The sequence below is a fragment of the Oceaniglobus ichthyenteri genome (assembly GCF_003057885.1).
GTDB lineage: Bacteria > Pseudomonadota > Alphaproteobacteria > Rhodobacterales > Rhodobacteraceae > Oceaniglobus > Oceaniglobus ichthyenteri.
Genome location: NZ_QAGK01000004.1, coordinates 248116 through 268134, shown reverse-complemented (window position 1 = coordinate 268134; position 20019 = coordinate 248116). Strand labels below are relative to the sequence as shown.

Annotated in this window: 18 protein-coding genes; 5 read left to right on the top strand and 13 right to left on the bottom strand. The window is 58.9% G+C overall.

Annotated elements, in window-relative coordinates; all coding sequences use genetic code 11:
- Positions 1–3 precede the first annotated feature (3 nt).
- From C8265_RS08605 to C8265_RS08575, 7 genes are read right to left on the bottom strand one after another with little or no spacing between them, the layout of a single operon-like run.
- Positions 4–1326 (bottom strand): alginate O-acetyltransferase AlgX-related protein, encoded by a 1323-nt coding sequence (locus C8265_RS08605; RefSeq protein ID WP_108483584.1) that lies wholly within the window; start codon positions 1324–1326, stop codon positions 4–6.
- Between the two features lie 15 nt (positions 1327–1341).
- Positions 1342–2100, bottom strand: a complete 759-nt coding sequence (locus C8265_RS08600; RefSeq protein ID WP_126623158.1) for a hypothetical protein — start codon at positions 2098–2100, stop codon at positions 1342–1344.
- A gap of 11 nt (positions 2101–2111) precedes the next feature.
- Entirely contained in the window at positions 2112–3653 is a 1542-nt protein-coding gene (locus tag C8265_RS08595; protein WP_164512301.1) for a right-handed parallel beta-helix repeat-containing protein, read from the bottom strand.
- Complete coding sequence (locus C8265_RS08590; protein ID WP_108483581.1) at positions 3637–5115, bottom strand: mannose-1-phosphate guanylyltransferase; 1479 nt, start codon at positions 5113–5115, stop codon at positions 3637–3639. Before C8265_RS08590 ends, C8265_RS08595 begins: the two co-directional genes overlap by 17 nt.
- A gap of 25 nt (positions 5116–5140) precedes the next feature.
- On the bottom strand, positions 5141–6193 hold the full coding sequence (locus tag C8265_RS08585) for a hypothetical protein (RefSeq protein WP_108483580.1): 1053 nt from the start codon (positions 6191–6193) through the stop codon (positions 5141–5143).
- A gap of 31 nt (positions 6194–6224) precedes the next feature.
- Positions 6225–7700 carry a glycosyltransferase gene (locus tag C8265_RS08580; RefSeq protein ID WP_240611022.1) on the bottom strand — a complete coding sequence of 492 codons (1476 nt, stop codon included), beginning with the start codon at positions 7698–7700 and terminating at the stop codon, positions 6225–6227.
- A gap of 13 nt (positions 7701–7713) precedes the next feature.
- On the bottom strand, positions 7714–9033 hold the full coding sequence (locus C8265_RS08575) for a nucleotide sugar dehydrogenase (protein WP_108483579.1): 1320 nt from the start codon (positions 9031–9033) through the stop codon (positions 7714–7716).
- Positions 9034–9327: 294 nt separating this feature from the next.
- Between C8265_RS08575 and C8265_RS08570 the strand changes: the two genes are divergently transcribed.
- Complete coding sequence (locus C8265_RS08570; RefSeq protein ID WP_126623157.1) at positions 9328–10233, top strand: heparin lyase I family protein; 906 nt, start codon at positions 9328–9330, stop codon at positions 10231–10233.
- Between the two features lie 33 nt (positions 10234–10266).
- On the opposite strand, the gene C8265_RS08565 is transcribed toward C8265_RS08570, so the two are convergent.
- The 5 genes from C8265_RS08565 to C8265_RS08545 are packed head-to-tail and all read right to left on the bottom strand — an operon-like array spanning position 10267 to position 14762.
- Positions 10267–10953: an ABC transporter ATP-binding protein gene (locus C8265_RS08565; RefSeq protein WP_108483577.1), complete on the bottom strand. Its 687-nt coding sequence runs from the start codon at positions 10951–10953 to the stop codon at positions 10267–10269.
- A complete protein-coding gene (locus C8265_RS08560; protein WP_108483576.1) occupies positions 10950–11693 on the bottom strand; it encodes an ABC transporter ATP-binding protein in 744 nt (247 codons plus the stop codon). The genes C8265_RS08565 and C8265_RS08560 overlap by 4 nt, the downstream gene beginning before the upstream one ends.
- Complete coding sequence (locus C8265_RS08555; RefSeq protein ID WP_108483575.1) at positions 11686–12663, bottom strand: branched-chain amino acid ABC transporter permease; 978 nt, start codon at positions 12661–12663, stop codon at positions 11686–11688. The genes C8265_RS08560 and C8265_RS08555 overlap by 8 nt, the downstream gene beginning before the upstream one ends.
- Positions 12660–13580 carry a branched-chain amino acid ABC transporter permease gene (locus C8265_RS08550; protein WP_108483574.1) on the bottom strand — a complete coding sequence of 307 codons (921 nt, stop codon included), beginning with the start codon at positions 13578–13580 and terminating at the stop codon, positions 12660–12662. The genes C8265_RS08555 and C8265_RS08550 overlap by 4 nt, the downstream gene beginning before the upstream one ends.
- Before the next feature lie 45 nt (positions 13581–13625).
- Positions 13626–14762, bottom strand: a complete 1137-nt coding sequence (locus C8265_RS08545) for an ABC transporter substrate-binding protein (RefSeq protein WP_108483638.1) — start codon at positions 14760–14762, stop codon at positions 13626–13628.
- Positions 14763–14935: 173 nt separating this feature from the next.
- Here C8265_RS08545 and C8265_RS08540 point away from each other — a divergent pair, with 173 nt between their 5' ends.
- The gene (locus C8265_RS08540; protein WP_108483573.1) at positions 14936–15850 is read left to right on the top strand and encodes a Gfo/Idh/MocA family protein; all 915 of its coding nucleotides are present in this window, start codon (positions 14936–14938) and stop codon (positions 15848–15850) included.
- Here the strand turns inward: C8265_RS08540 and C8265_RS08535 are convergent.
- On the bottom strand, positions 15837–16850 hold the full coding sequence (locus C8265_RS08535) for a LacI family DNA-binding transcriptional regulator (protein WP_108483572.1): 1014 nt from the start codon (positions 16848–16850) through the stop codon (positions 15837–15839). The genes C8265_RS08540 and C8265_RS08535 overlap by 14 nt on opposite strands.
- A 112-nt stretch (positions 16851–16962) precedes the next feature.
- Here C8265_RS08535 and hisD point away from each other — a divergent pair, with 112 nt between their 5' ends.
- The 3 genes from hisD to C8265_RS08520 are packed head-to-tail and all read left to right on the top strand — an operon-like array spanning position 16963 to position 20018.
- Complete coding sequence (hisD, locus tag C8265_RS08530) at positions 16963–18270, top strand: histidinol dehydrogenase (protein WP_108483571.1); 1308 nt, start codon at positions 16963–16965, stop codon at positions 18268–18270.
- 3 nt (positions 18271–18273) lie between these two features.
- Positions 18274–19026, top strand: coding sequence for an SDR family NAD(P)-dependent oxidoreductase (locus C8265_RS08525; RefSeq protein WP_108483570.1), 753 nt, complete (start codon positions 18274–18276; stop codon positions 19024–19026).
- Positions 19023–20018: a zinc-dependent alcohol dehydrogenase gene (locus C8265_RS08520; protein ID WP_108483569.1), complete on the top strand. Its 996-nt coding sequence runs from the start codon at positions 19023–19025 to the stop codon at positions 20016–20018. The genes C8265_RS08525 and C8265_RS08520 overlap by 4 nt, the downstream gene beginning before the upstream one ends.
- Position 20019: the final 1 nt, after the last annotated feature.

Here is a 20019-nt window from a genome sequence, read left to right as displayed (position 1 = left end):
CAATCAGCCCTTCCCGGCGTAAAAACAGGCGACAACACGGGGGCTGCTGCCAAAGGGTTCGCTCAACTCAATCTCGACGCCCGACACACCATCAGGCCACAGGCCCGACATCGGCATGGCAAAGCGCCCGGTGTGGCGTTGATCGGGGTGGCGGATGACGGTGCGTGACCGGGTTTCGCCATTGCGCGCCTTAAACGTGAATGTCGCCTCGGGGCTGGTGGCGCCCGCGCCATCGACAAACAGGGTATAATCCAACCCTGCATCCAATGAGTTCAGATCAACACTCACCTTATTCGGTGCGCCGGTTGAAAACAGGTTCAGCGGCACACGGCAGGTATTGCCCCCCGCCGCGATCAATTCGCGCATCGGCTGATCGCCCCACTGGGCCAGGTTTGCCTCGACCGGGACTTCCCAGATCAAAACCGACGGGCGCGCCGTCTGAAAGGCATCCGAAGTCAGATAGGACGAGATCGCGCCAAAGGCACCGCCGTCAGTGACATTATATTGCACCACATCGAGGCCCGTGGATTCCGACAGGAAACCGGCAAAATTGCTGGCCGGTTCGCCGGTAAATTCGGTGCCGACCACTGCAATCCGGCGGCTGCCTTGGGCGCTGCCGAAAATCGAATTGTCGCCCGGTTGCACCACCCCACCGCTGCGCGCGGTGGCATAGCTGGCGGTGATCACCGGCGGCAGGGCCAATTGGCAATGCTGCTGAATCTGCGCAAACATATCGGATTCCAACGTCACGCTGCCCGACGGGGCCGAGGTAAAGCCCGATCCGGCCACACCGCTAAATTCCGGCACCTGCGCCAGACGGGTTGCCACCGCCTGTGCCGCCAAACGCGCGCCTGCCGGGGTCCAGCGGTGATCGGCCTGAAAGAACGCCGGATCGCTGAATTGCGTGCCAATCATCGGTTTGCGCACATCCGCCGTCGCCACGCCGCGCTGTTCCAGACGTTTGACGATATCCAGATACACCGTGGTGGCCATATCCGCATCAAACCCGAAATCCTCGGCCTCGGCGGTCAGGAACCCGGGCATGGCCAGGCTTTTGGTGGGCACCGGCAGATAAATCAGGGTTGTGCCGGTGGCGGCCAGCGCCTCGGACAGCTCGCCCACCTGATCCACGGTGTCATCCGAAAACGGATAGAAATTATGCATATCGGGGTGAATGCGGAAAAATACGCCGCCCCGCCCCTCGATCACCGGCATATCGTTGAGCCCTGCAAGATTGGAACACCCATAGGCCGATTGGGCCTGTGCCTGAAACGCTCCGATCATGCCCGTACTCAATGCAAAGACCAGCCCCACCAGTCGCTTCATCACTGTCTCCAAACCTCAGTTTTGTATGCCGCCTTGCGCTGTATCAGCGTTCATCAGGGCGATCAGATTTTGGGCCGTCGTCATGACGGCCAGATTTTTCGATGCTTGCGCCTTGGCAAGATAACTTGTGGCGCGCGCCTTTTCGGCCTCGCTCAGGTCGTCCTTGGCCAGCAGATCCAGCGCAAAGCGCAGTTCGACCCGCCCATCCATGGTTTCGGCCTGCTCCAATATCCGCGCGCGCGTGGCGTCGGACAGGGCGCCAAACAGCCGCCCTTCGCCGTTAAACGAAATCACCGCATCCAGGGCCACGGAGTTTCCCACCCAGGCATGGGCATAGAGAACCGCAATCAGATGGTTCAACCGCGCGCCGGTCACCTGCCCCGGTTCCAGACGATGCATCGCCTGTATCATATCGTTCAGCGCATAAACCCGCCCCGCCGCCGCCGCCGTCGCCGCATAATGGGCCACATCGGCAGGTGCGCCGCCGTCAACGCGCAGCCGTTTCACCAATTTCCAGGCGGCAACGCTGTCGCCGCGGTCGGCCAGGGCGCGCAGATCGTCATCTTCCAACACGGCGCCCTCGTTCATCGCCCGGCGCAGATCACGCAGGGCGGTTGTGGGCAATTGCGCGGTGCTGGTGATGCCTTCGTCGGTCACAACACTGATTTTCGCGGTTTCGGGATCAACCGGCATGGTCAACGGCACGCTTTGCGCCAAGGCGCCGGTGGTAAACACCACCACAGGCACCATCAGAATCAAGGAACGAAGGGTCACGGCGCGTCCTTTCAATGGGTTGCACAATTGCCGATGGCGCTGGGTACCACCGACACACCCGACGCGGTCAACAACATCGGCTGTGTGCCCTGCATGTTTTCGGCAATATGGCGGCTTTGCCCGGCCACATCCCCCGACAAAAACTGTGGGAATTGGCCGCGAAAATCATTGCCTTGCAAGATCACCTCTTGCGCGGTGGCCGTGGCCAGGCCCGAGCGGTTGGCATGCAACACGTTTTGCACCACGAATGTGCGTGCCTCTGGCTCTTGGGCTGAAATCCAGATGCCGGCACTTTGGTTTTGAATCAGGTGATTATCCCGCACCAAGGCCCCATCCGAGGAGCGGACTTCGATGCCTTTCTGGCTGTTGTCCAACACGAAATTCGCCTGAACATTTGCGCAATTGGCATGATCCACCGTGATGCCGCCGCCTTTGCGGTGCCAGACGATGTTGTTGGCCACATGGGGCCGATGGCTGTTTGAACGCACGACGATCCCGGCTTTTTCACCGTTCAACACCACGTTGCCCGACACCACCGCATCCACCGATCCTTCGACCACCTGCAAGGCGTTGAATTTTGAATCGCCCACAATGATGTTGGACACCATGTTGGCGCGCGGGCTGCCCGCCACGATCATGCCTTCGCCGCGCGCATCAAACACCCGGTTCCCGGTCAGTGCGACGTCGGACGCGCCGCTGACCACCACCGAAACGGTGCCCCGGAACAGACTGTCGCGAATAAAGCTGCGATTGCGCACCACCATCAGGTTGTTCCGCATCATCGAAAACCCGGCAAAGGCACGGGTGCGGCCAAAGCCAAGGTCGTGAAACTCACTGTTTTGTATATAAAACGTGCCGCTGCCTGCCGTGGTCATGAACGGGGCAAAGCGGGCAAGGTATGGGTTTACGTCGCCCTCGATACGGGCGGTCGCGCCTTCCATGGTGATATGGCCGAAATTCACCATAAATGCCCCATCCGGGCGTGACAGGCGCAGGGTTTCACCGGGCTTCAGGGTCAGGGTCGCGCCTTCCCAGATCACCAGCGGCACGCGCAGGATCAGATCGCCCGCTGCCGTGTCTTGCAACCGATAATGCGACAAAAACAGCGCCACATCAGTCAAAGTGGCATCGCCCTTGCGAATGACCAGCGCGCGCAGATCGCTTTCGGGCCCTTGGGCGGTCAGCACCGCCTGGGTGTCACGCGCACCGGCGATCTGGGTCAGCATCGTCAGCGCCAGCCGCATATCGAGAGGCTGTGCCTCGACCGGGCTGTTGCTGCGCACCGGGTTGGCGGGCGGGCGAATTGGCCCGGGCGGGGCCGTGGGCGCCACCAAACTGGCCAGACCCGCCTGTTGCAACAATGTTTGCGCCGGGGCCGATGCCTGTGCTGGATCGGCCACCATGGCGGCCAAGGCGGTGATCCCATCGCGCAGGGCGCGGTCTTCGACGCGGTCGGTGGCGGCCAGGGCCACACCAGCGGTCAAGAAACCACCAACCAGCGCCAGCACCGCGCGCCGGACCATGGGTTTCATGCGATCAAGCAGGTCGAACATTGTGCACCGTTTCATGGGCCAGGGTGCGCGCCGGGGCATCCGGGCGCTGGGGTTCGGGGGCGGCACCGGCAGGCACCACCGCCAAACTGTCGATCAGGCCCAAATCGCCCGATTGCGTCATGATCAGCATCTCGACCGGTTCATCCGTACGGTTTGACAGGCGGCTGATCACCTTGCTGTCCAACAGCGCGCGTTCGCCTTCGGTCAAAATGGTCTGGGTTTTGCCATTGCTGATCATCAATGTGCCCGCAACAACGGTAATTTCACGCAGCGTTGCCGGATCGATATCCAGCACGGCACCTGCCTTGAACATGACCGACGACATGTTCAGCCCGTTCTTGTCGACCAGGGTTTTATAATTGCCCCACTCGGCGGTTGATCCGTTGTGTTTTTCCGCCTCTTGGCGATGCGCCGCCTTAAGGTGATTGGCCACCTTTTTGACATTCTGGCAATGGCCCACCTTTGTCACCAACAATGCGTCGGGTGTGTCGATGATGATCACATCGCTCATCCCCACCACCGAAACCAGCCGTGTATCACTGCGCACCATCGAGTTTTTGGTTTCCACCGCGATCACATCGCCCTGCAACACATTGCCATCGTGATTCGGTTTGGAAATGCCATACATCGCCGACCAACTGCCCACATCGGACCAATCCACATGCAGCGGAGCAAGGGCGATTTTCTTGGTCTTTTCAAATACCACCTGTTCGGTGGGCAAATCGGCGGCGTGGCGAAAATGATCGGGGTTCAACAATGTGCCGCGCGCATTGCTGGTGGCGTGGGCCAGGGCCTGTTGCACGGCAATGAAACTGTCAGGATCGAATTTTTGATATTCTTCGATGATCGTCGCGGCAGCAAACATCGAAATGCCCGAGGCCCAATAGGCAATTTCGGATTCCACCAATAATTTGGCTTTGCGCAGGGGCGGCTTTTCGACAAAACGATGCACGCTGTGCAGCCCGTCAAACCCGGCAATCGGGCCGCCATCGGTGATATAGCCAAATCCGGTTTCGGCATAACGCGGTTTAATGCCAAAGGTCACAACATATCCCGCCTCGGCGGCATCGCGCATGGCCAGGATGGTGGTATTGATATCGCCCTCGATCACATGATCGGCGGGAATGACCAGCATCAGCGCCTTTGGATTCTGGGCGTAAAGATGCAATGCTGCGGCCAACACCGCCGGGCCGGTGTTACGGCCCATCGGTTCGTAAATGAACTGCGCCGGGCTGTCGATTTCGCGCAATTGGCTGGTCACCGTATTGCGGTGACGCACCGATGAAACGATCACCGGGGGTTCAAACCCTTCGCCGCAGTGACGTTCGACCGCGGATTGGAAAAACGTGTGCGAATTTTCATCCCCAATCCGCTGAAACTGCTTTGGGCTTTGGGTGCGCGACATCGGCCAAAGCCGTGTGCCATTGCCACCGCAGATGATAAGAGGATGAATATTCGTCATAACGTAAAGTTCCCTTGGCTCTAAATTAGATAAAACCACCGAACAACTGCTTGGTCAGGCGAACGCGGGCGGGTTTTCCGATATCATCGGCCCCCAATGCCCCCGGCTCGGCTTTCAGAACGACGGGCATATAAAGATCTCCTCGCAACGCGGCTTCGGTGGTGGCCGAGGTTTGAATAACCTGAACCGGAACCGAACGTCCGTCACTGAGATCAAGATATACTTGTTCGCCGTTCACTGCCTTGGTCAGTCCTTCGATACTCATCTGCGATTGCACTCTGACATCAGTGTTATTGTCGAAAATTGTCAGAATTGGGTCCGAAGGAAGAACAGTTGCGCCTTTATATATGCCATCTTTAAGGCCAAACTCACAATCGCAGGGCAACATGAAATTCAATGTGTCGCCGGTATTGGCGCTGATTGCGTATAAGACATCGCCTTCTTTGGCATCGGGGTTAATGAATGAAATCTGGCCTGCCGATGTGGCGCGCATGTCATTGCCACTGCGGGCCACGAAAACCGGGCGCGGTTCATAGCTGGTGGTATAGCGTTCCCAGATTGTGGCCCCCGCCGCCGCAATCAAAACGACGGACAAGGCAATTGCACCGATTCGGCGGATCGAACGCACCCCGACATTGCCCGCGCCAATATCGCTTTTGGCGGCTTTCGGTTTGGCCGGCCCCGTATACGACAGCATTGAGCCAAGAGAAACAAAGTCACCCGCGATAAAACTGTTCAGGATATAACGCAGTTGCGGCAAATGTGCCCCGGCCGGGTCAATGAATTGCATGACCACATCTTCGCCTTGTACGCCGCTGATCCGCACTTCGGGGAACAGATCAATTGTGAAGCCTTCGAAATTGAATTCCAGTTTCACGATATGCTCGCTGCCGACTTCGACCGCGCCGCCGGGCACTTTCAGATAAAAGGCGGTCAGCGACATGCCGGTGCCATAATATTTGCCATCGCCAAATCGGGCGGTAAACGGCACCGGCAAAATTGGATGCTCTTTATCAAACAGGAAATCCGAAGGAATTTCGGTGGCGGTATCGGTCATAATTTCAGCATGGTCATTCATTGCAAATCTCCGGGGATTGCGAAATCTGGCATCAGACTTTGGTTAAAAACATGATGGCCAAAGTCAGCCACACGAGAGCAAGGACGTGATGCGCCGTGGATTCTTTGGCTCGTATTTTCTGTTCGGCGGTCATCAGAATGCGCGACCCTTCGCCTTGTCGGGTCCACTTTTGTTTATCGAGACGGAAGAAAACATAGGTTTTCACCGCCGCCCCCACCACCTGTGAGAAGTACAGGATCGGCGGGTGTGTCACCGGGAACCAGGTTCCGCGGAACAGCGAAATGATGACGCAGAACAAATAGCGGGTGGTCATCACCCAGGCGATATACAGCGGGATCACACCGGGATCATGCAAAAGTGCGGCCAACAGAACGGTCAGTGGCCCAACCAAAGTTGTCCACATGGACACACGTTGGTCAAGAATGCTCCACCAGGTGAAATAGCCGGTGATTTTCGGGCTGAGTTTCAGCGCGCGACCGTTGGTGCGCATCATGTTGCCAAACCAGCGGGTCATCAACACCTGTGAGCTGTCAAAGAACCCCGGGCGCGGCTGGGTTTCTGCCGACCACGACCGGACATCGGGAAGATACAGCATTTCATAGCCGTTTTTCAGCAGCCAGAACCATGTTGATTTATCATCGCCGGTCAAAAATTTGACCCGGCCCAAACGCCAATGATCCAGGAAATCATCGCGCACTTGATCCATGAAATCGGGGTTCGTGGCCAATGATGCGCGAAACACCGACATTCTGCCGGTCAGGGTCAGCACCCGTTTTGACAAGCCCATGGAACACATCATTGTTTGCCGCTGATTAAAGCGCAGGATGAACCAGTCGCGAAACAGGTTTTTCTTTTCAATCACAACACCTTCGTCGGTGGTGAGCGCGCCAACCTTCGGGTCGACAAACCACGGCGCGGATTGTTCGGCAATATCCAGCGGCACCATGGTATCGCCGTCGACAAACACCAGAATATCACGCTCTGACGGTGCAAAACTGGAAATCAGGCGCAGCGTGCGCGCCAGGGCATCGCGTTTGCCGTTGGCGGGAATCCGGTCGATGACCAGCTTCACATCATCCATCGGCATTGCCATGGTTTCATACACTGACCGGATCAGGCGCTCATCGGCCCCATCCACGACCGACGCCACAATCGTCGCCCCATCGCGCGCATTTGCCCCGGCCTCAAACACCGACCGATACACCGGAACCGTGGTTTCGGGTTCGACCATATAGGACGTGACCAGAAAATAGGAATGCGACCGCCGCCCATCATCGTGAAAGGCACGAATCGCCCGCGCCTTGCGCCGCGGATACGACACCCGGCGAAACCACAAGGCGCGGGAAAAGTTCAGGGTTGCCCAGCTGTACCGCCAAGCACCCAAAAAGCCGATAATGAAGATCGATGCCTCGGCCCCCTCAAGGGAGCCAAGGTAACCTTGGGGCACAGTGTTTGCCAAAAGGACAACGACTGCAAAATAGGCGATGTGTGTCAGTATATTGAACACGACAAATCCTATCTTACCAACAGATGCCTTCGTAATTGCCGCCCGACACCATTTTGCGATTCAACCGGGTCAGATCGAAAACCGGGCGTGTCTTTGCCGCCTCTTCAAGTTTCTGAACCGTTTCACCATAAAAATTGCCGACCAGAACGGCGCCGGATTCGTCAATCAACGCATCCAGGCTTTCGACCATGCGATCGGCCAGATCGGGAATCACGTCATTGCCCCGCCCGGCAGTGGAATTGGCGTTTGCATAGGCTTCGAATACAAAGGGGTCAAAGATTTCGACCTGCACGCCTTGGGCAATCAACCGCGCGGCCAATTCGGCCAAGGGGCTTTCGCGCATATCATCGGTGCCGGGTTTGAAGGAAATTCCGACAAACCCAACCTTTTTCGCACCTGATGCCAATACCATGGTTTCGGCGCGCTTGATCTGGCTTTCATTTGCCTCAAGCACGGCATTCAGAATATGCGCGGGCGTATCCAGTTCGGCCGCCAAATGGCGCAAAGCACGCACATCTTTCGGCAAACATGATCCGCCAAAGGCAAAGCCGGGGCGCATGAAGTAAGACGAGATGTTCACTTTTTTATCGGAACACAGGATTTCCATAACGGTTTGCCCGTCAAGACCGCTGGCCTTGGCGATATTCCCGATTTCATTGGCAAAGGTCACTTTGACCGCGCGCCAGGTGTTGGAGGTGTATTTCACCATTTCCGCCGTGCGCAGATCGACAACGTGAATCTTGCACCCCAGATCCTGATTCAATTCGGTCAGGATTTCGGTTGTATAATCATCCAATGCGCCAAATACGATCAGGCCGGGATCATAGTAATCTTCGATCGCGGTGCTTTCGCGCAGGAATTCGGGGTAATAGCCAACGCCGAAACCTTCACCGGCTTTTTTGCCCGATGCTTTTTCCAGTGTCGGAATGCAGGTGTTCTCACACGATCCGGGCACGATGGTCGAACGGATCACAACCGAGTGGTTGCTGTCCTTGTTGGCCAGTGCCTTGCCGATGTTTTCACATACGGCGGTGACATATTTCAGACCGACCGATCCGTCAGGTGCGCTGGGGGTGCCCACGGCGATGAAGGACGCGTCGGAATTGTCGATGGCATATTGCACATCATCCGTCGCGGTCAGTTTGCCTTCGGCGACCACTTGCGCGATCAGCGGGTCAAGACCGTTTTCAACGATGGGCGACTTGCCGCTGTTGATTGCTGCGATTTTACCTGGGTCAACATCGACCGCGATCACCTGATGGCCATCTTTCGCCAAACAAGCCGCGGAAACCACGCCTACATACCCAATGCCAAAGACACTGATTCTTGCCATTTTCTGCCTCTTTCACGTTTATTATTAATTTACGTTTTTTATGTACTGCTTTGGCAGCAAGAGCTAAGTCGCGCTAACCACTGGGTAAAGCGTTTCTGACCATGGGCGGAAGTTTGCCAAAAACAGGTTGCATATCTGCTACAACGGCATTTTCAACCGGAAGATGATCAAATCTGGGGGTTATATTCGCCAAAATGGCATCCCCGCCGTGCTCTTGTTGATGGGTTCCTTGTCACGTAAAACGGCACCGAAAGGCCCAGTATTGTGGGCGATGAGCAGGATTGGGTGAGTGATATGACACAGCGACGCGGGCGAATAAGTGTTCTTTTCGGGCTGGTACTGGCGGCGGCGGGCTGTGGCGGCATGGCTCTTGGTGTGGGCGGATTGCCGCGCGGTTACGATTTGCTGTTCAGCCCCAGCGCCCATGCCTTTCGCTTTGCCGAATCGCCGGAACCGGTGCGCCGCGGCATCAAAAGCGAACGATTCGAATTGCGCGATGGCGATTGTGGCGGGTCCGATTGCGCCAATCCACGCTATCGGGCCGAGATTCAGGATACATCCCCCCGCGCCCGCATCAATCAGGACATCTGGTATGGCTGGAGCTTTCGCAACCAGACCATCCCCGATTTCACCACGGCAAACAGTCTGCGCATTGTTGTCGGGCAGTGGAAACTGGCCGGTGCCACGCCTCCGGCGTTTCGTCTGATCCAACTGGGCAAGAACGAAGGCAACTGGCGCACCTGTGATATAGAGGTCTGCCGCCGCACCAATGACACCCGCACCGATGTGGCCATTCAATTGTCCGATATGGCGCAAACTCTGGGGTGGGACGCGGCGAAGAATGACGGTTATATCTGCAAACTGTTTTCCATGGCCGATGCGCGCAACGAATGGCAGGATATCACCCTGAACACCAATTTCGGCACCGGCCCGGATGGCTATTTGCGGGTCTGGGTGAATGGTGAGATGAAATGCGATTATCGCGGTCAGGTCGTGGCCAGCGGCATCGCCCAGACCGATGCGCGCCCCAACGTGCGGCGCGGCATCTTCTCGAGCTATACAAAACGCTGGGACGATACCCAAGGCGGCGCGCCCAAACCCACGCTGATTGCCTATTACGATGAATTTGCCGTGGGCACATCGCGCGAGGCAGTCGATGTGCGCCTGCGCGAGGCCGCAGGCGACCGGCCCGAAAACTGATCCCTTGGGGCCGGTTTCCTGTGCCGGCCCCGCCTAAACGCCCAGGTATTGTTCGCGCACCCCACTATCCACTGCGCCCATGGGGCCATGCCAAACGCTGGTGCCACGCTGGATAATCACCGCGTTATCGGCAATATCCGACAGTTCCCTTAACGATTTATCAACCACCAGTATCGACAGCCCGCTGTCGCGTTTCAGGATGCGAATGGCATCCCAGATTTCGCCGCGCACCAGGGGGGCCAACCCTTCGGTTGCCTCATCCAGAATCAACAGGCGCGGATTGGTCATCAGCGCGCGGGCAATCGCCAACATCTGTTGTTCGCCCCCCGAAAGCGACCCGGCGATTTGCCCCTGCCGTTCAGCCAGGCGCGGAAACAGCGCGCCAACCGCCGCCATATCCCATGGGCCGGGGCGCGCGGCGGCGGTCAGGTTTTCGGCCACGGTCAGCGGCGCAAAACACCGCCGCCCTTCCGGCACCAGCCCCACGCCCAAACGCGCCACCTTGTAAGACGGCAGGCGCAACACATTTTGCCCCGCAAATTCGATCACGCCCTTGGCCATGATCATCCGGCAAATTGCCTTGATCGTCGTGGTTTTTCCCATGCCGTTGCGCCCAAGCAAGGCCAAAACCTGCCCCTCGGCCAAGTCCAGCGAAATATCGAACAACGCCTGCGACACACCATACCGCGCCGAAAGGTTTTGCACGCGCAACAGGCTCATGCTTCTTCTCCCAGATAGGCGCGGCGCACTTCGGGGTGGGCGCGAATTTCGGAGACTGTGCCGGTGGCGATGATCTGACCGTAAACCAAAACCGAAATCCGGTCGGCCAAGGCAAACACCGCATCCATATCATGTTCAACCAACAGGATTGGCGCTTCACTGCGCAGCCCGTCCAAAAATCCGGTCAATCCCAGACTGCCCCTTGTGCCAAGCCCGGCCATGGGTTCATCCATCACAAACGCTTTCGGCGTCAGGGTCAGGGCCACTGCCACCTCTAATTGCCGCCGTTGCCCGTGTGACAAATCGCCAACCCGCATGGCGGCCCGATCTGACAGGCCCACACGCTCCAGCGCCGCCTCGGCCTTGTCGCGGATTTCGCCCTTGGCCAAAGCTGCGCCAAACAGGGGCAACCGCCCGCTTGCGCCCAGCGCGCCAAGAACGGCGTTTTGCAACACGCTGTCTTCCATCGCGAGCGCCGAGATTTGGAATGTGCGCCCCAAACCGGCCCGCGCCCGCGCTGCCACTGACAGATTGGTGATGTCTGCCCCGTCCAGCAAGACCGAGCCGGAATCGGGCTTCAACGTCCCGGCAATTTGGGCGATCAGCGTGGATTTTCCCGCCCCGTTCGGCCCGATCAGCGCGTGAATTTCCCCCGACCGCAAGGTTAGCGATATATCGCGGCTGGCCTCAAGTGCGCCAAACCGTTTGCTGATACCGATGGTTTGCAACACATTATCCATGGCCACCCCGCCCCGCGATCAGCCCGATAATTCCGCCCCGCGCGAACAAAACGATACCCAGCAAAAGTGCCCCCAGATAGATGTGCCAATAATCGGAAAGCCCGCCCAGCACGTGTTCCAGCATGATGAACACAATCGCCCCCACCACCGGGCCAAACAGGCGCGCAACCCCGCCGATGATGACAAACACGATGATCTCACCGCTCAACTGCCAGGAAAACATCGTGGGGCTGACGAACCGGTTCAGATCGGCAAACAACGCGCCGGCCAACCCGGTGATCATCCCGGAAATGGTAAATGCAATCAGGCGCAGGCGAAACGGCGCAATGCCCACGGTTTGCGCCCGCACACTGGATTGACGCGCCGCATTCAAGGCCAGCCCGAATGGCGAGCGTGCGATCTGCCAATGCAGCGCCAGCGCGATCAGCAGGATTGCAAATGTCAGCCCATAAAATTGGATCGGGACCAAGGTATTCAGCCCTGGAAATCCGTTGCGCACATAAATAGAAAGCCCGTCTTCGCCGCCATAGGCAGGCCATGAAATGGCGAAATAATAAAACATCTGACCAAAGGCCAAGGTGATCATGATGAAATAAACACCCGAGGTGCGCAGTGACAGCGCACCGATGGCCAGCGCCGCAAGGCCCGACACCACAATCGCCACTAACCAGATCACCGGCATGGATTTCGTGCCCTCAATCAGGATTGGCGCGGTCATGATCGGATCATACATCTGGGCATGGCTGGCCAGAATGCCCATGGCATAACCGCCAAGCCCGAAAAACGCCGCATGGCCCAGACTGACCAAACCGCCCAATCCCAAGGCAATGTTCAACCCCACACCGGCAATGGCCAGAATCACCGCGCGGGTCGCCAGGGTGATCAAAAAAGGCTCATCCGCCCAAAGCGCCCACAGGGGAAAGGCGATCAGCCCCAACAGGACCAGCGCGTTGAAACTCCGCTCGCTCATGTGCGCACCCCGAACAGACCCAAGGGCCGCCACACCAGAACCGCCGCCATCAGCAGATATATCCCCATTGAGGCAAGCGCCGATCCGGCGGTGGCGGCGGCGCTGGGTTCCATGAACAGCGCAAACAGCGGCGGCAATAACAGCCCGCCCATCGTATCGGTCACCCCGACCAAAAGCGCGCCAACCAACGCACCTTTGATTGAACCGATGCCGCCAATCACGATCACGACAAAGGCCAGGATCAGCACAGGTTCGCCCATGCCCACCTGTACCGATTGGATCGCCCCGACCAACGCGCCCGCCAACCCGGCCAAGGCCGCGCCCAGGGCAAACACCACCGTATAAAGCCGCGAAATATCAACGCCCAAGGCGGCAATCATTTCACGATCCGCCGCACCGGCACGAATACGCACGCCAAGCCGCGTGTGGTTGATCAACAAATACAGGCCCAGCGCCACCGCCAGCCCGACGCCGATCAGCGCCAGCCGGTACATCGGATACTGAATGCCACCGGGCAACATCACCGGCCCCGACAGCCACGCCGGAATGTTCAGATACAGCGGAAACGATCCAAACACCCACCGCGTGCCTTCGGAAAAAATCAGGATCAGGGCAAAGGTCGCCAACACCTGATCCAGATGATCGCGGTCATACAGGCGGCGGATCACAAACCGTTCCACCAACGCACCCGCCGCCGCCGCCGCCGCCAACGCGGCAACCAGCGCCAACAGAAACGATCCGGTCGCGCCCGCAACCGCCGCCGCCGCGAACGCGCCGATCATATAGAGCGATCCATGGGCCAGATTGATCAGGCCCATCACCCCAAACACAAGGGTCAGGCCCGCCGCCATCAAAAACAGCATCACGCCGAACTGAAGCCCGTTCAACACCTGTTCGGCCAGTAATATCAAACTCATACGTGGTTACCCGGCCCCAGGGCGCGTGCCTTGGGGCCAATGCACTTACATTTTGCAATCGGCAGCATATGCATCACCGTGGTTTTCCAGCGCGGTGGCGATGATCTTGTTGGTGAAAATGTCACCTTCCTGGATCACTTCGCGCACATAGATGTTTTGGATCGGGTGATGGTTGTTGTTGAACTTGAAATCGCCCCGGGTGCTGGCAAAATCCGCCTCTTTCAATGCGGCGCGAAATGCGTCGGCATCTGTGACATCGGCCTTTTCCATGGCCGAAAGCAGCAAGTTGGCCGTGTCAAACCCTTGGCTCGCATACAGCGATGGCAGGCGACCATATTCGGATTCGAAACTCTCAACAAATGCGGCGTTGGTGGGGTTGTCCAGATCCTTGGACCACTGGCTGGTGTTTTTCACACCAAGGGCGGCGGCCCCCACGGCTTGCAAAATCCCCTGATCAAAGCTGAACGCCGGGCCGACGACGGGCAAATCCACGCCGCTGTCGGCATATTGTTTCAGAAATGAAATTCCCATGCCGCCGGGCAGGAAGAAAAACACCGAATCCGCCCCCGACGCGCGGATTTGCGCAATTTCGGCGGCATAATCGTTTTGGCCCAGTTGGGTGTATAACTCACCGGCCAACTCACCTTCGTACATACGTTTGTATCCGGTCAGCGCGTCCTGTCCGGCGGGGTAATTTGGCGCCAGGATGAATGAATTGGTAAACCCGGCAGAATTGGCATAGGCCCCCGCCGCCTCGTGCAGGTTATCATTCTGCCAGGCAACGTTGAAATAATTCGGGTTGCACCCTGCCCCGGCCAGCGCCGAAGGCCCGGCGTTGGGTGACAGATAGAATTTGCCCTGTGCCACCGCCGAAGGAATCACCGCCATCGCGAGGTTGGAAAAGATGATGCCGGTCATCACGTCCACCTTTTCGCTTTGAATCATCTTGTCGGCCAGTTGCACGGCGATATCGGGTTTCTGTTGGTCATCTTCGATTACCATTTCGATATCGGCATTGCCCGATTGTTTGACCGCCAACAAAAAACCGTCGCGCACATCAAGGCCAAGCCCCGCACCGCCGCCCGACAATGTGGTGATCATTCCCACCTTGACCGGTTCGGCATAGGCGGCGGTGGACAGGGCGGCAATGGCAGCCCCGAAAGCAAGTGATTTCAACGACATGGTTCTCTCCCGGGTGGTCTGTTTTGATCTGGCCGGCTTTTTGGCATCCGGCATCTCAGGCAGTTGTATCGCAGTTTTTGCGACGACAGAAGCCGTCATTTTGCATCCCGCCAGACTGGACATCACGAAAAATTCTGTTGATGTGCACCGCATCAGACAAAAGGAGCCGCCACATGGCCACGAATATTGCCCTGGTGGGCATTGGTAAGATCGCGCAGGATCAACACGTGCCCTCCCTGACCGCCAGCCCCGATTGGGCCCTGGCCGCCACGGTCAGCCGGTCAGGCACGGTTGATGGCATTCAATCCTTTACCGATTTTGATCAGATGCTGGCGGAACGGGGCGATATCCCGGTCGTATCCCTGTGCCTGCCGCCGGTGCCGCGTTTTGATTACGCGCAAAAGGCACTGCGCGCGGGGCGGCATGTGATGTTGGAAAAGCCCCCCGGCGCGACCCTGGCCGAGGTACACGCCCTGGCCGATCTGGCCGCCAACCACGGCGTCACACTATACACCACATGGCACAGCCGGATGGCCGCCGGCGTTGAAACCGCGCGCGCGTTTCTGGCCGATAAAACCGTGGACCGCGCCCATATCACATGGAAAGAAGACGTGAAAAAATGGCACCCAGGTCAGGATTGGGTGTTTGAACCGGGTGGCATGGGGGTGTTTGATCCGGGCAGCAATGCCTTGTCGATCCTCACCCATATCTTGCCGGCACCCGTTCATGTGACCAAGGCGGTGCTGGAATACCCCGAAAACCGCCAAACGCCGATTGCCGCACAGGTACAGTTCAGCGGCAATATTTCGGGTGATTTCGATTGGCGCCAAACCGGGCCGCAAAGCTGGAACATCGATGTTGAGGCGGGCGGTCACACCCTGCGCCTGTCCGATGGCGGCGCCAAGGTCGTGATTGACGGCACGGCGCTGGATGTGGGGCCGAACCGCGAATATCCAAATCTTTACGCTGAAATGGCGCGGCTTGTGGCGGCAGGGCAAAGTGATGTCGATCTGGCCCCGATGGTACATATTGCCGATGCGCTGACCCTGGGGCGGCGCGTTACGGTGGCGCCGTTCACCTGGCAATAGCCGCCAGCGAGCCGCGCATCACAACCTCGGTCGGCAGCGCGACTGATTGCAGATCAGGCGCGCCCGCGACCCGCGCCAGCAATAACCGCGCCGCCGCCTGCCCCATCCGCGCCTGTGGCACATGCACCGTGGTCAGGCCGGGAAACACGACCGAGGCCAGACCGATATTGTCAAACCCGGTGATCGAAATATCATCGGGAATTGACAGGCCGCGCGCCCGCGCCGCCACCATGGCCCCCGCCGCCAACACATCGTTGCCACAGATGATGACGGTGGGCGGTTCGCCCTCCATGACCTTGGTAAAAGCTTCGGCGCCGGGGTCTAACAGATAAGGCGATTCAACCACCCGGGTCAGGCGCGCATCGGGCTGGGCATTGATCGCGGCGCGCACGCCATCGATTCGCGCCCGCGCCCGATCATTGCCCGCAGATATGCCGGCGATCATCGCGATCCGGCGATGCCCCATGTCCAACACACGCTGTGCCATCATCTGTGCCGCGGCGTGGTTATCAAACCCGGCGCATAGCTGGCTGGCATCGTCCGACAGGCACCAGCCCAAAACATAGGGCATCTGCCGCAGCGTCAGTAAATGGTGGGTTTCAACAGGGCGTTCGGCCCCGATCAACAGCAATCCATCCGCCCCGCGCGCCATCAGGGCGCGAATCTGATCCAATTCGCGCAGCGGATCATAGCCATTGGTGGCAATCAACAGAGTGATGCCGTGGGCGTCCAGCTCCTCTTGAAAGGCCTGAATGCCGTTTGCAAACATGGCATTGGCAAGGGATGGAATGATTGCCCCCATTGTATTGGTCCGGTTTGACGCCAGAACCCGGCCGCCGAAATTGGGGGTATATCCCAGTGTCGCAATCGCGCGGTCAATCCTTTCGCGCGTGGCCTTGGCCACCTTGGCCGGTTCATTCAACGCGCGCGAAATTGTCGCCGTCGAAACCCGTGCGGCGCGGGCGACATCTTGCAATGTGGGGGGGGACTGTCGTTTCATGGTGACGGCATATCATGGAACAATCCGCAATGTAAGCGCTTGCATTTTTGCATGTAAGCGCTTACACAACGTCAATCGCCCTCAGAATCGTCACAAAATCAGGATCCCGACCATGGCCCGAGAGTATTTGAAGAAAGCCACCAAAACCGCCCAGACCGACGCCAGCGATGTGCGCGCCACGGTTCAGGGCATCCTTGACGAGATCGAAACCGGTGGGGATGCGGCGGCCATGGCCTATGCCGCGAAATTCGACAAATACGATGGGCCAGTGTTGCTGAGCGCCGAAGATATCGCCGCCGCTTCGGCCCTGGTGCCGCAAAAGTTGAAAGACGATATCGCCTTTGCCCATGACAATGTGCGCCGCTTTGCCGAAACCCAGAAAACAACCATGACCGATGTGCAGTTGGAAATCGTGCCGGGCCTGATTGCCGGACAGCGGGTGATCCCCTGCCGCGCGGCGGGCTGTTATGTGCCGGGCGGGCGCTATTCCCACGTGGCCAGCGCGATCATGACTGTCACAACCGCCAAGGTTGCCGGTGTGCAACATATCACCGCCTGTTCACCGCCCCGCCCCGGTGTCGGCATTGCCCCCGCCATCGTTTATGCCGCCCATCTGGCCGGTGCCGATAACATTCTGGCCATGGGCGGGGTACAGGGTGTGGCCGCCATGACATTCGGCCTGTTTGGCCTGCCCAAGGCCGATATTCTGGTCGGCCCCGGCAACCAGTTCGTGGCCGAGGCAAAACGGATTCTGTTTGGCCGTGTCGGCATCGACATGATCGCGGGCCCGACCGACAGCCTGATCTTGGCCGATGCAACCGCCGATGCCCATATCGTGGCCACCGATTTGGTATCGCAGGCCGAACACGGTTATAACTCGCCGGTCTGGTTGGTCACCGATGACCGTGCCTTGGCCGAAAAGGTGATGGAGATCGTGCCCGGCCTGATCGCCGATCTGCCCGACTTGAACCGCGAAAACGCCACTGCCGCCTGGCGCGATTACGCCGAGGTGATCCTGTGTGCCGACCGCGAAGAAATGGCCGCCGTATCCGATGATTACGCGCCTGAACACCTGACCGTTCAGGCCGAAGATCTGGATTGGTGGCTGGAGCGGTTGCAATGCTATGGCTCACTGTTTCTGGGCGAAGAAACCACCGTGTCCTATGGTGACAAAGCATCCGGAACCAACCATGTTTTGCCCACGTCACAATCGGCAAAATACACCGGCGGCCTTTCCGTGCATAAATACATGAAAATCGTCACCTGGCAGCGCGCCACCCGCGAGGGTTCAAAACCCGTGGCCGAAGCAACCGCGCGGATTTCCCGCCTGGAAGGCATGGAAGGCCACGCCCGCGCCGCCGATGTGCGGTTGGCCAAGTATTTTCCCGGTGAAAACTTTGATCTTTCCGGTGCGGAGTAATTGATGGACCCGCTGTTTGATCTGAGTGGCCGCGTGGCCTGTGTGACCGGTGCCAGCAGCGGCCTGGGCCGGGCTGCGGCCACCGCATTGGCCGCACGCGGTGCGCGGGTGGTGGGCGTGGCGCGCCGGGCCGATAAATTGACCGAGTGGGTTGAAAACACGCCCGGCCAAACCGCCATGGCGGTCGGCGACGTGGCCGATCGTGACGCGCTGTCTGATCTGGTGGCGCGCGTTTCCTATCCGTTTGGTGCGCCTGATATCCTAATCAATGCCGCCGGGATCAACACCCGGCAGGCCGCCGATGATGTCACGGCTGAGGGTTGGGATGCCACATTGGCCCTTAACCTGTCGGCACCGTTCTTTCTGGCCCAGGCCTTTGTGCCGGCGATGAAGGCGCGCAAATGGGGCCGGATCGTGAATTTCGCCTCACTGCAATCGCGCCGCGCCTTTGCGGGTGGCATCGCCTATGGCGCGACCAAGGGCGGTGTCGAACAGTTGACCCGCGCCATGGCCGAGGCATGGTCACGCGATGGCATCATGTGCAATGCCGTGGCCCCCGGTTTCGTGCGCACCGAATTGACAGGCCCGGTGTTTGCCAACCCCGACATTGCCAACCACCACGCCAATGCCACCTGTATCGGGCGCAATGGCGAAGTGGACGATATGGAAGGGCCGATGATATTTCTTTGCTCACCCGCCAGTAATTATGTCACCGGCCAGGTTTTGTTCGTTGATGGGGGATATACCGCAAAATGAAAGCACTGATTTATACCGGCCCCGAAGCCATGGACTATACCGACGCCCCGATGCCCACAGCAGGGAAAGGCGAACGCCTGATCCGGGTTGATGCCGTGGGCATTTGCGGGTCTGACATGCACGCCTATCTTGGCCATGACGAACGCCGCCCTGCCCCGCTTATTCTGGGCCATGAGGCCGCAGGCGTGGTTGTGGGCGGGGTTGACGATGGCCGCCGCGTCACGGTGAACCCTTTGGTCACCTGCGGGGAATGTCGCGATTGCAGATCGGGGCGCACCAACCTGTGTGCCAAACGTCAGATCATCTCGATGCCCCCGCGCGAAGGCGCGTTTGCCGAATATATCGTCATGCCCGAGGGCAATCTGGTAACCGTTCCGGATGACATCCCCCTGCCCAAGGCGGCGCTGGCCGAACCATTGGCCTGTGCCTGGCACGGGGTAAAGATGGGCGCGCGCGCCTTGCATGGCCCGTTATCAGATCAGGTCTGTGTGGTGATTGGCGGCGGCGCAATCGGTGTGGGGGCGGCACTGTCGCTGATTGCCCAGGGGGCCACGGATGTCACCGTGATCGAACCCAACGCAACCCGCCGCGCGACATTGCAAACTATCGCCGGGTTCACCACTGTCGCCCCGGAAAACGCGCCCGATGCCGCCGATCTGGTGATTGACGCGGTGGGGTATGAGGCAACGCGCGAACAGGCCAGCACCCTGGCCCGTCCCGGCGGGGTGATCGCGCATATCGGTTTGGGCTCATCCGCGCCGGGTCTGAACATCCGCCGCATGACATTGCAGGAAATCACCTTTATCGGCATCTATACCTATACCGCCCAGGATTTCCGCGACACCGCCCAGGCGATTTTCGACGGCAGGTTCGGATCGCTCGATTGGATCGAAACCCGCCCCCTGTCCAATGGACAAAAGGCGTTTGCCGATATTCGCGCCGGGCTGACCGCCGCGCCCAAAACCGTTCTTATCCCCGCCCATCAGGAGTAAC